Annotated in this window: 10 protein-coding genes; 5 read left to right on the forward strand and 5 right to left on the reverse strand. The window is 53.3% G+C overall.

What is annotated here, in order from left to right; all coding sequences use genetic code 11:
* Nucleotides 1-6 precede the first annotated feature (6 nt).
* From hslV to priA, 4 genes are all read right to left on the reverse strand, one after another.
* Nucleotides 7-537 carry an ATP-dependent protease subunit HslV gene (gene hslV / locus JQ822_RS21030; protein ID WP_003028805.1) on the reverse strand — a complete coding sequence of 177 codons (531 nt, stop codon included), beginning with the start codon at nt 535-537 and terminating at the stop codon, nt 7-9.
* A 91-nt stretch (nt 538-628) separates the two neighbouring features.
* Entirely contained in the window at nt 629-1,609 is a 981-nt protein-coding gene (gene ftsN / locus JQ822_RS21035) for a cell division protein FtsN (protein ID WP_213135087.1), read from the reverse strand.
* Nucleotides 1,610-1,702: 93 nt separating this feature from the next.
* The gene (cytR, locus tag JQ822_RS21040; protein WP_213135088.1) at nt 1,703-2,728 is read right to left on the reverse strand and encodes a DNA-binding transcriptional regulator CytR; all 1,026 of its coding nucleotides are present in this window, start codon (nt 2,726-2,728) and stop codon (nt 1,703-1,705) included.
* 156 nt (nt 2,729-2,884) lie between these two features.
* Nucleotides 2,885-5,083, reverse strand: coding sequence for a primosomal protein N' (gene priA / locus JQ822_RS21045; RefSeq protein ID WP_213135089.1), 2,199 nt, complete (start codon nt 5,081-5,083; stop codon nt 2,885-2,887).
* Nucleotides 5,084-5,288: 205 nt separating this feature from the next.
* Between priA and rpmE the strand changes: the two genes are divergently transcribed.
* The 3 genes from rpmE to JQ822_RS21060 all read left to right on the forward strand — a co-directional run bounded on the left by rpmE (nt 5,289) and on the right by JQ822_RS21060 (nt 8,018).
* Nucleotides 5,289-5,504, forward strand: a complete 216-nt coding sequence (rpmE, locus tag JQ822_RS21050) for a 50S ribosomal protein L31 (RefSeq protein WP_096758811.1) — start codon at nt 5,289-5,291, stop codon at nt 5,502-5,504.
* Nucleotides 5,505-5,838: 334 nt separating this feature from the next.
* Nucleotides 5,839-6,519, forward strand: coding sequence for an oligogalacturonate-specific porin KdgM family protein (locus tag JQ822_RS21055; RefSeq protein ID WP_213135090.1), 681 nt, complete (start codon nt 5,839-5,841; stop codon nt 6,517-6,519).
* Between the two features lie 74 nt (nt 6,520-6,593).
* A complete protein-coding gene (locus JQ822_RS21060; RefSeq protein WP_213135091.1) occupies nt 6,594-8,018 on the forward strand; it encodes an MFS transporter in 1,425 nt (474 codons plus the stop codon).
* A 70-nt stretch (nt 8,019-8,088) separates the two neighbouring features.
* Here the strand turns inward: JQ822_RS21060 and metJ are convergent, their stop codons facing one another.
* The gene (metJ, locus tag JQ822_RS21065) at nt 8,089-8,406 is read right to left on the reverse strand and encodes a met regulon transcriptional regulator MetJ (RefSeq protein ID WP_003862042.1); all 318 of its coding nucleotides are present in this window, start codon (nt 8,404-8,406) and stop codon (nt 8,089-8,091) included.
* A gap of 265 nt (nt 8,407-8,671) precedes the next feature.
* Between metJ and metB the strand changes: the two genes are divergently transcribed.
* Nucleotides 8,672-9,832 carry a cystathionine gamma-synthase gene (gene metB / locus JQ822_RS21070; RefSeq protein WP_213135092.1) on the forward strand — a complete coding sequence of 387 codons (1,161 nt, stop codon included), beginning with the start codon at nt 8,672-8,674 and terminating at the stop codon, nt 9,830-9,832.
* Nucleotides 9,833-9,834: 2 nt separating this feature from the next.
* Complete coding sequence (gene metL / locus JQ822_RS21075; RefSeq protein ID WP_213135093.1) at nt 9,835-12,267, forward strand: bifunctional aspartate kinase/homoserine dehydrogenase II; 2,433 nt, start codon at nt 9,835-9,837, stop codon at nt 12,265-12,267.
* The last annotated feature ends 58 nt before the right edge of the window (nt 12,268-12,325 follow it).

The following is a 12,325-nucleotide window of genomic DNA, read 5'->3' on the forward strand; positions in this document are numbered from 1 at the left end:
GGATCCTTACGCTTTGGAGTTCAATTCTTCGATGGTATGGAAGTGGTTGGTATAAATGCAGATATCCCCTGCAATATCCAACGCTTTCTCAGCAATCTCGCGTGCGCCAAGCTCGGTGTTTTCCAGCAGAGCGCGTGCAGCAGCCTGGGCGTAGGGACCGCCGGAGCCGATAGCAATTAGATCGTTTTCTGGCTGGATGACGTCGCCGTTACCGGTGATGATGAGCGATGCAGTTTCATCTGCAACGGCCAGCAGCGCTTCGAGTTTGCGCAGCATACGGTCGGTACGCCAGTCCTTCGCCAGCTCAACGGCAGCTTTCACCAGATGCCCCTGGTGCATTTCCAGTTTGCGTTCAAACAGTTCAAACAGCGTGAATGCATCCGCAGTGCCGCCCGCAAAGCCCGCGATGACTTTGTCGTTGTACAGACGGCGGACTTTCTTCACGTTGCCTTTCATTACGGTGTTACCCAGTGTGGCCTGACCATCACCGGCGATTACCACATGGCCGTTACGGCGTACGCTTACTATTGTTGTCACGAGCAGACCCCTTGGTTACAAATACAGAATACAGGCCCCGCACAGTGTACGGGGCGTAATGCAAGTATAGATGGGGGGGATTTTGGGGGTTTCAACCCCCGGCAGACAGTCGAATGCAGTTTGTGTGGCCCGCGACTTTCAAACGACTGATGGTGTTGTCGGCGTTTTCCTTGCCTTTAACCGGGCCAATGACCACGCGATTCCAGCCGTTGTTGGTCGTGATGTGGGAGTTGAATCCCTCAAAGGCCAACTGTGCACGCACGGTTTCTGCCTGTTCAGCACCTTTAAACGACCCGCACTGCACCATCCAGCGGCGCTCATCTTTTTTCTCAGCAGTCTGCTTCGGCACTTCGGTAATTGGTGCCGCTGGCTGCGTTTTAGGCTGAGCGGCAGCGGTATGTGCAGGCGTCTGTAGCAGATCCTGGTACGGCTGCTGCGCCGCCGGTTTGGGCTGCGTTTGGCGCGGCTGCTGTACCGGTGCGGCTTGTGCGGTACGCGTTTGCTGCTGCGGTTGCTGATAAGGCTGTTCCGTTACCCGTGGTTGTGTACGCGGCTGCTGAGCCTGTTGCTGCGCATTGGTCCACTGTTGTTGCTGCACCTGACGCTGACGCTGCAGCGTTTGCTGGCGTTGCTCAGGTGTTTGTTCATTCCACGGAACTTCGTTGAGCTGTGTAGGCTGCTGACGCATATCAGCCTGCATTTGCGCCAGCAGTTGGCGCTGCTCATTCGTCAGCTGATCGGCATTCAGCACTTCGCCGCCAGCAGAGGGTTCGGTTGGCGCACGTACGCCAGGCTGACGGCTTTCCAGCTCTTTGATGTATCGCCAGCGTTCTTCCGGTTTCGGTGGGATGCCATTGCCGGTCACTTTCTGGTTTTGCAGCGTCTCGGACTCTTCTTTCTTGTGATGCGTAATGAAGTACAGACCACCGATAAAGGTCACGAGTACGGCTGCTGCAATAGCAACCATCGCGGGTGAAACCGCGGGTGTATTGCGTTGCTTATTCCGTGAGGTGCTCTTTTTGCGCCGCGAAGGTGCCGGTTGGCCGCGACGTACATAATCTCGTTGTGCCACTATCGTTTCGCTGTATTTATTCGTTCGTCAGCCCGCCATGTTACTTAAGCGGCGGGCCTTTGACCAGACAGGGGAGTCCGAAAGCGCTTTACTTTATGTCAGCGCCCGGGTCGTGCCCCGAATAATGAGCTCACAGTCCAGTAAACGTGAACCACTGCTGACGCTCTGCCCCTGTAATTGATCGAGCAGTAACAGCATAGCCTCGCGCCCAATATCGAAACGCGGCTGTGCGACGGTTGTCAGGGGTGGATCACAAAATTCCGTCAGTGAAATGTTATCAAAGCCAATAATCGACAGGTCGTCAGGGACTTTTAAACCCTGGCGTTTGGCATAGGAGAGCGCACCCAGCGCCATGACATCGCTGTGACAAAAGACGGCGGTCGGCGGGTGCGGTAGCTCAAGCAGCTGTTTTAGCGCGTTAGCTCCCGCTTCATAGGTAAAATCACCGCGCGCGATAAAATGCGGATCGACCGTAATCCCGCTGCGGCGTAACGCCTGAACGTAACCTTGCAGACGGTAGTGGCACAGCGGCATATCCTCTGGCCCGGCGATACAGCCGATGCGTTTATGCCCCAGTTCCAGCAGATAGTTCATCGCGTTAAAGGCGGCGGTGAGGTTATCAATGTGAACGGTGGGCAGCTCCAGTTCTGGCGCGAATTCGTTGGACATCACCATCGGCGGTAAATTGCGCTGTTCTTCTACGCTGGCATCAAAGGGCAGGCGTGAACTGAGCAGCACCATGCCGTCGATCTGCTTGGTAATAATGAGGTTAAGAAAGGTCTTTTCCTGCTGATTCTGGTGCGCGCAATCGCCGATTAGCACCAGATAACCTTGCTCGGCGGCGGTGACCTCTATACCGCGAATCACTTCGCTAAAAAAGGGATCGCAAATATCCGGGACGATGACCAGGATGGTGCGTGATTCGTTACGCTTAACGTTGCGGCCCATCGACTGTGGTAAATATCCTACTTCCAGGGCGGCTTGCTCAACCCGGCTACGGGTGGACTGAGAGACTTTGTCTGGATTCATTAATGCACGGGAGACGGTTGCCGTGGAGACTTTCGCCTTCAGGGCAACATCTTTCATCGTCGCGGCAGTGACCTGCTTGTTCGGTTTCACTCTTTCTCCTCGCCAGGGCGCTGCTGGTGCAGACCTGTCCCTGGGTAACCTTCATCTGAAATATTTTTATCAGATAGTGAATAGAAGCAGTTACAGAATTTTCATAAAAAGTGTGATGGATGTTTAATTTTACGATCCGCCTCGCATCATGAGGGGTTATCCCTCAATGGGATCGACATCCAGCACCCATTTGACCTTGCGTGCATCGGGTAGCGTATTAATCAACGCCAGCGTACCGCTGACGATATGCTGCAGGCGAATACGCGACGGGTGTTGCAACAATATTTGCCAACGATAGCGGCCGCCACGTTTAGGGGCCAGAGCCGGAACCGGACCTAATACCCACAGCTTATCGTCTGCCAGCGGGCTGGCCTGGATCAGATTGCGTAGCTGCTGTAAAAACAGCGGCGCCTGCTGATTGTTGTGGTCTTCTGCCCGCACGATGACGTGGCTGGTCCACGGTGGAAGCTGCAACGTCTGCCGCTCGGCAAGCGCCTGCTCGGCAAAGGCGTCGTAGCCTTTATGCAATAAGATTTGCAGCAAAGGATGTTCAGGGTGATGCGTCTGCAGTACCACTTCGCCCTGTTTCCCGGCGCGTCCTGCGCGCCCGGATACCTGAGTGTAGAGTTGGGCGAAGCGTTCTGCGGAACGGAAGTCGGCAGAGAATAATGCTCCGTCGACATCCAGCAGCGCTACCAGCGTAACGTCCGGGAAGTGGTGCCCTTTCGCCAGCATTTGCGTGCCGATCAGGATGCGTGCGCCGCCGCGATGGACTTCCGCCAGATGCTGTTCCAGCGCCCCTTTACGGCTGGTGGTATCGCGATCGATTCGTGAGATTGGCACGCCGGGGAAGAACGGCGCTAAGGCCTGTTCGAGCTGCTCGGTACCGAGCCCCACTGGCACCATGTGCGTAGAGCCGCAGGACGGGCATTGACGCGGTATCGGGCGCTGGCTGTCGCAGTGGTGGCAGCGCAGATGATGCTGCGCCTGATGTAGCGTGTAGTAGTGATCGCAGCGTGGACATTCGGCAATCCAGCCGCAGTCGTGGCACAGCAACGCTGGGGCAAAACCCCGGCGATTAAGAAACAGGATCACCTGGTTATCGGCCTGCAAATGCTGACGCATACGGGCGATCAGCGCCGGGGCCAGTCCGGCCTGTATCTGCTGACCTTTTAAATCCAGTACGTGCTGCGTCGCGGGACGTGCGTTTCCGGCACGGCGTGTCAGGCGCAGCATGTGGTATTTTTTTTGCCGCACGTTGCACAGTGTTTCCAGCGCCGGCGTCGCTGAACCCAGAATAATCGGGATCTGCTCGCTGTGTGCGCGGTAAACAGCCAGGTCGCGGGCGTGGTAGCGCCAGCCTTCCTGTTGTTTATAGGAGCTGTCGTGCTCTTCGTCGATGACAATCACACCAAGATTTTTAAACGGCGTAAACAGCGATGAGCGGGTACCGATGACAATCGCCGCTTCGCCATTTTTCGCTTTCAGCCACGCGGAAAGGCGCTCGCTGTCATTTAAACCGGAGTGCAAAACTTCGACCGGGGCATTGAAGCGTTCGCGAAAGCGGGCGATGGTTTGCGGCGTCAGGCCAATTTCCGGCACCATGACCAGTGCCTGTTTGCCCTGTGCGAGGACATTTTCCAGCACGCTTAAATAGACTTCTGTTTTGCCCGATCCCGTCACGCCCGCTAACAGCCAGGCGCTAAAGCTGTCTGAGGCGCTGTGAATTGCCCCGACGGCAGTGGCTTGCTCGGTGTTCAGTCGAAGACGCTCACCGGAAACCGCATAGTGCGTACGCCAGTCGCTGAAACCTGGCGTTTCGCTCGCCAGATCGCACAGGCCTTTTTTACGTAGCGCCTGCAATGCGGCATCGTTAAATTCAAGGTCGGCCACCTGGTCACGCCAGATTTTTCCCTGGCGCAGCGCTGCCAGGGCCTGCTGCTGTTTTGGCGAGCGTTTCAGACTGTTGAGGTCAGTGGCCTGGCCTTCTTCGGTGGCAAACCAGTACCACATTGGCGTATTGGTGGCGGGTCTGCCCTGACGCAGCAGAATCGGCAGGGCGTGAAACAGCACGTCGCCAATGGGGTGATGGTAATAATCAGCCGCCCACAGCAGCAAACGCCAGACGGAGGTCGAATAAACCGGTTCGTCGTCCAGCACCTCGATAACCGCTTTTAATTCGTTGATCGGCAGTTCACTGTGCTCGCTGACCGACAGGACAATACCGACGCGTTCCTGTTGTTTGCCAAAGGGTACACGTACGCGACACCCGGCTTTGGCGCTCATGCCTTCCGGCAAGAGGTAGTCAAAGGTACGGGGTAGCGGGACGGGTAAGGCAACGTGAGCAACGGGCATTGAATCATCCTGACTTGAATTCTGGCGGGTTAGTATACACATTAGTGGACAGCGGAATGCGGATCAGTTTGCATGAGCGGGCTAATTTCTGTATGATTCGCCGCCTTTGATGCAAATTGATTGCGTCAAAACTATACTATTAACATCGCGTGGTGTCTGGCGTTAGGGCTGGAAGAGCGACGCGGCCTTAACTGAGGTTCTCCCCATGAAAAAAGATATTCATCCGAAATACGAAGAAATTACTGCAAACTGCTCTTGCGGTAACGTCATGAAAATCCGCTCTACCGTTGGTCACGATCTGAACCTCGACGTGTGCGGTAAATGCCACCCGTTCTACACTGGCAAACAGCGTGATGTTGCTACCGGTGGCCGTGTTGATCGCTTCAACAAGCGTTTCAGCGTACCGGGTACCAGCAAATAAGTTTTTGCTGTCAGAAAAAAGCGCCTTACGGCGCTTTTTTTGTACCTGTGAATCCGTCTGAAGCATGTATGCATTCGGTGAATGTAAGTAATCATCAATAAATAAAACAGCGTTTTTATTTTATCGATAAAATGTTTCTATTGGTGATCTTTATCGTTTTCATCTTTACATCTTTGCCATTAATTTGAATTGTTGGCAAAATTTAAAAGGTTTTGTCTCTCCGGCTTAAATACAATTTTTAGGAAATCTAAAATTATTCATAGATCCAATTTGGCTTTCCTTTTTAGGACGTCATATGGGTTAATTCCTTAATTGTTTATGGGAAGGGACGTTTATGAAATTAAACGCTGCATTATTACTTATTCCATTATTCTCTGCAGCTGCACACGCGGGTTATGTTGATTACCGTCATGAGTATTATGATGATGGACGCAATTACGACCGTGTTTATATGTCTCACCGTTTTGCTACCGGTTTTGGTGTCGCCGTCGAAGCTATTTCACGTTCTGATGATACGCAATCTAATGATGCGTGGAACAATATGGAAAGTAATGGCAACGAGTATACGGCAAGCTATCAGTTTACCTGGCAGGGGTTTATCTGGCAGCCGGGTATTGCTGTCGAAACGGGTGATAACATTACGATTTATAAGCCTTACATTCGCGTACAGTATAATATTAATGACAACTGGTGGACCGCGTTTCGCTATCGCCAGGAGTACATGCGCAGAAACACTGACGGCAAAGATGACCGCATGGTCTATCGTCCGGAAGCATGGCTCGGTTATAACATCAATGACTGGATGTTTGAGCTAAACGGTATTTATAAAATTGCCGATAGCGAAGATTTATATAACAACAGAAAAGACGATTACGAATATAACTTCCGCGTTGCTTATAAAATAGGTTCCTGGGTTCCGTTTGTTGAAGTCGGTAATGTTTCTTCAGGTTATAACACCACAACTACCGACGATCGTCAGACCCGCTATCGTGTCGGTCTCGGTTATAACTTCTGACCGTTAGTACTCTTCGTTTCGGTTTATTACGTAAGCATAATTTGCGTGAGTAATGTGTCTAAGGAGTTGGCATCATGTCTAATGATGGAACTATGATCGGAAGCAATAAAGGTATTGCTGTCAGACCTTTTGGATTCAGAGATAAAATTGGTTATTTGTGTGGTGACCTGGGAACCTGTTTTATTCTTGGGTTGGTCAATAGTTTTTTAATGATTTATTACACCAACGTACTCGGTGTTTCCGGCGTCATTGTTGGCTCACTCTATTTTGTGACCAAACTCTTTGATGCGTTTGTTGACGTTGGCGTAGGGCGCTTATGTGATACGTCAAAACTGACGGTCCATGGGCGTTTTAACCCCTGGGTGCGGCGCATGAAGTATCCGTTCTGCATCATTGCGGTTGTCCTGTTCCTGCCGTTTGTAAATGATTTCTCTTATACAGCGAAAATTATCTACATCTGCTGCTCCTATTTTATTTACGGTTCACTGCTATCGACCGTGAGTATTCCTTATGGCGCTATGTCTGCGGCGATTAGCTCTAACCCGGAAGATCGCGTATCCCTCTCAACCTACCGTAGCGTCGGGTCAGCAATTGGCGGCGGGGCAACCGGATTCTTTATTCCTATCCTGATGTACACCACCCTGGTGGATGGCAGTCAGGTGATCTCCGGGCAGCATTTCTTCTGGATTTCCATTGGTTGTGCAGTGCTGGGTTTTATCTTTTTAACATTGACCTGTCAGCTAACTACCGAGCGCGTGCGTGTGGAGAAAAAAGAGAGCATGCCCGTTTCGGTGTTGCTGAAGGGGCTGCTGCGCAATAAAGCGCTGATTGTGTTAGTGGTTGTGGATCTGCTTATTGTGATTAATCAGGGGCTTTCTGGCACCAACATGACCTACCTGTTTAATGACTATTTCCACAATAAGGAGGCCATGTCTGTCGCGCTGTTGTTTACCTTTGGCTCCCTGATTTTGCTGGCGCCGTCGGCCTCCTGGCTCACGAAGCGGTTTGGTAAAAAAGAGGCCAGCGTAGGGGCGTTGCTCTTCGCGGTAGCGATGTATCTGATTATGTACTTTGTCCACATTACCGACGCGAAAGTCTATCTGGTGTTCCTTTTCCTGGCGACGCTGGGGGCGGGATTATTCAACCTGATGATCTGGGCGTTTATGACCGATGTGTGTGACTACCACCAGTATGTTACCGGTGACCGTGAGGATGGCACCGTTTATGGCGTAAACTTCTTTGCCCGCAAAATTGGTCAGGCGTGCGCAGGGGCTATTGGCGGGTTTATGCTGGCGATTATTGGTTATCAATCTTCGTCAACGGGCGGCGCTGTGCAAACCAGCATCGTGCAGGAAAATATTTATACGATGGCGAATCTCCTGCCGGCTTTATGCCTGTTTTTGGCGGCAGTCATTCTGATTTATTTCTATCCGTTGAACCGTAAAGAAACGCTCAAAATGGAAGAAACGCTGAATAAATTCAATGGTATTAGTAAGTAACACTGTGAGAAGAGGTGGGAACTATCCCGCCTCTTCTCATCTTTCTAAACGTCAGTCGCCGTTTTAGCTATCAGTACTCCCACGTCTCCGGGTCGATGCCCAGTTCACGCATGATTACCTTGGCTTCTTCCGGGATTTCATCGCTGCGTTCTTTACGCAGGTCGTCATCGTTAGGTAACGGTTGCCCGGTAAAGGCATGCAGAAACGCTTCACACAGCAGTTCGCTGTTGGTGGCGTGGCGCAGGTTGTTCACCTGACGACGCGTGCGTTCATCGGTAAGGATCTTTAACACCTTCAGAGGAATGGAAACCGTAATTTTTTTGACTTGCTCACTCTTCTTACCGTGCTCAGCGTATGGGCTGATATATTCGCCGCTCCATTCAGCCATGAGATACTTAATCCTCTTTGTCATTAAAATTGAGGCCAGAACCTGAGCCCGGACCATAATTGTGCGTAGTTTATCGTAGTGGCGCGGCCCTGACACGAAGTTAGCCGACGCGGATGTACGCTAATGCATATAATTTTAACGGCTATTTCGAGTTTGCTCAATCTATACGCAAAGAAGTTTAGATGTCCAGATGTATTGACGGCTATTGTAACAATGATTACTCTGGGGTCTGACTATTCACCAGCTCAGCCAGGATCTCCTCAATATGACGCGTAAACAGGCCACCATCGCAGTGCGTAGCGGGTTAAATGACGACGAGCAGTACGGTTGCGTTGTCCCACCGATTCACCTTTCCAGTACTTATAATTTCACCGGTTTCAACGAACCTCGTGCCCATGACTATTCGCGCCGCGGTAACCCGACGCGTGACGTCGTTCAGCGTGCGCTGGCGGAACTGGAAGGCGGTGCGGGCGCGGTGCTGACCAATACCGGCATGTCGGCGATTCTTCTGGTGACCACGGTGTTCCTCAAGCCGGGCGATCTGCTGGTTGCGCCGCACGACTGCTACGGCGGCAGCTACCGTCTGTTTGACAGTCTGGCAAAACGTGGCTGTTATCGCGTGCTGTTTGTCGATCAGGGTAATGAAGAAGCGCTGAAAGCCGCATTGGCGGAGAAACCGAAGCTGGTGCTGGTGGAAAGCCCAAGCAATCCGCTGTTACGCGTGGTCGATATTGCGAAAATCTGCCAGCTGACGCGTGAGGCTGGCGCGGTCAGTGTTGTCGACAACACTTTTTTAAGCCCGGCACTGCAAAATCCACTGGCATTGGGCGCCGATCTGGTGTTGCATTCATGCACGAAATATTTAAACGGTCACTCAGACGTGGTGGCTGGCGTGGTGATTGCAAAAGATCCGGAAACGGTTACTGAGCTGGCATGGTGGGCGAATAATATTGGCGTCACCGGCGGCGCGTTTGATAGTTATCTGCTGTTGCGTGGCCTGCGTACTCTGTCACCCCGTATGGAGGTGGCACAACGTAACGCTCAGGCGATTGTCGACTTTTTGCAAACCCAGCCGCTGGTGAAAAAACTGTATCACCCGTCACTGCCGGATAATCAAGGGCATGAGATTGCCGCGCGCCAGCAAAAAGGCTTCGGCGCGATGTTGAGTTTTGAACTGGATGGCGATGAGCAAACGCTGCGCAACTTCCTTGGCGGGTTATCATTGTTTACGCTGGCGGAATCATTAGGGGGCGTTGAAAGCCTGATCTCCCACGCCGCGACCATGACACACGCGGGGATGGCGCCAGAAGCGCGTGCTGCTGCCGGCATTTCTGAGACGCTGCTGCGTATCTCCACCGGTATTGAAGATGGCGAAGATTTAATTGCCGACCTGGAAAATGGCTTCCGGGCTGCAAACAAGGGGTAAACATGAGTGTGATTGCGCAGGCAGGGGCGAAGGGTCGTCAACTGCACAAATTTGGTGGTAGCAGTCTGGCAGACGTGAAATGTTATTTGCGTGTCGCAGGTATTATGGCGGAGTACTCGCAGCCTGACGACATGATGGTTGTTTCCGCTGCGGGCAGTACCACTAACCAGTTGATTAGCTGGCTGAAATTAAGTCAGACCGATCGTCTCTCTGCGCATCAGGTTCAGCAGGCGTTGCGTCGCTATCAAAGCGAGCTGATTAGTGGTCTGTTACCGCCAGAGGTAGCCGATGGGCTGGTAGGCGCATTTATCAACGATCTGGAGCGCCTGGCCGGCTTGCTCGACAGCGGCGTCAACGATGCGGTCTACGCCGAAGTGGTAGGGCATGGTGAAGTGTGGTCGGCGCGTCTGATGTCTGCCGTCCTTAACCAGCAGGGTCTGGAATCGACCTGGCTGGATGCGCGCGAGTTTTTGCGCGCGGAACGCGGCGCTCAACCGCAAGTGGATGAGGGCCTTTCATATCCCTTACTGCAACAGTTGCTGGCACAGCATCCGGGTAAACGTCTGGTGGTGACTGGCTTCATTAGCCGCAGCAATGCGGGCGAAACGGTGCTATTAGGGCGTAACGGCTCTGACTACTCGGCGACCCAGGTTGGCGCGTTGGCGGGTGTTTCCCGCGTGACTATCTGGAGCGACGTGGCCGGGGTATACAGCGCTGACCCGCGTAAAGTGAAAGATGCGTGCCTGCTGCCGCTGCTGCGCCTTGATGAAGCCAGTGAACTGGCGCGTCTGGCGGCTCCGGTTCTGCATGCCCGCACTTTACAGCCGGTTTCTGGCAGCGATATCGACCTCCAGTTGCGCTGTAGCTACACGCCGGATCAGGGGTCGACGCGCATTGAACGCGTACTGGCTTCCGGTACCGGGGCGCGTATTGTAACCAGCCACGACGACGTCTGCCTGATTGAGTTCATGGTTCCTGCCAGCCAGGACTTTAAGCTGGCGCATAAGGATATCGATCAGATCCTGAAGCGTGCCCAGGTGCGTCCGCTGGCGGTAGGTGTGCACCCCGATCGCCAGTTGCTGCAATTTTGCTACACCTCCGAAGTTGCCGACGGCGCGCTGAAAATTCTTGATGAAGCAGGTTTGCCGGGCGAGTTGCGTTTGCGTCAGGGTTTGGCGCTGGTAGCGATGGTCGGTGCTGGCGTGACGCGTAACCCACTGCACTGCCACCGTTTCTGGCAACAACTGAAGGGCCAGCCGGTTGAGTTCACCTGGCAGTCGGAAGAGGGCATTAGCCTGGTTGCCGTGCTGCGTACTGGCCCGACCGAAAGCCTGATCCAGGGTTTGCATCAGTCAATCTTCCGTGCTGAAAAACGCATCGGTCTGGTGCTGTTTGGTAAGGGAAATATCGGTTCGCGTTGGCTGGAGCTGTTTGCCCGCGAGCAGAGTACGCTTTCTGCGCGTACCGGTTTTGAATTTGTGCTGGCAGGCGTGGTGGATAGCCGCCGTAGCTTGCTGAACTACGAAGGGCTGGATGCCAGCCGCGCGCTAGCCTTCTTTGATGACGAAGCGGTGGAGCAGGATGAAGAATCCCTGTTTTTGTGGATGCGCGCTCATCCGTATGACGATTTAGTGGTGCTGGACGTCACCGCCAGCGAGCAACTGGCGGATCAGTATCTGGATTTCGCCAGCCACGGTTTTCACGTGATTAGCGCCAATAAACTGGCGGGAGCAAGCACCAGTAATAAGTATCGCCAAATCCACGACGCCTTTGAGAAAACTGGTCGCCACTGGCTGTATAACGCCACCGTGGGCGCAGGTTTGCCGATCAACCACACGGTGCGTGATCTGATTGACAGCGGAGACACTATTTTGTCGATCAGCGGGATCTTCTCCGGCACGCTGTCGTGGTTATTCCTGCAATTTGATGGTTCTGTTCCGTTTACCGATCTGGTGGATCAGGCGTGGCAGCAGGGGCTGACCGAACCTGACCCGCGCGTGGATCTCTCTGGCAAAGATGTGATGCGTAAACTGGTGATTCTGGCGCGTGAGGCGGGATATGACATCGAACCGGACCAGGTACGCGTGGAGTCACTGGTGCCTGCGCACTGTGAAGAAGGCTCCATTGACCATTTCTTTGAAAATGGCGATGAGCTGAATGAGCAGATGGTTCAGCGTCTGGAGGCCGCCCGTGAAATGGGGCTGGTATTGCGCTATGTGGCGCGATTCGATGCTAACGGTAAAGCACGCGTTGGCGTAGAAGCGGTCCGTCCTGAGCATCCGCTGGCGGCGCTGCTGCCGTGCGATAACGTGTTCGCCATTGAAAGCCGCTGGTACCGCGATAACCCGCTGGTGATCCGTGGGCCAGGTGCCGGTCGTGACGTCACCGCCGGGGCTATTCAGTCCGATATCAACCGTCTGGCGCAGTTGCTGTAACGTTGTTGAAATTTATTATCCGGCCTACACGATCCGTAGGCCGGATAAGATGCGTAAG

It is taken from the genome of Citrobacter sp. FP75 (assembly GCF_018342065.1).
Taxonomy (GTDB): domain Bacteria; phylum Pseudomonadota; class Gammaproteobacteria; order Enterobacterales; family Enterobacteriaceae; genus Citrobacter.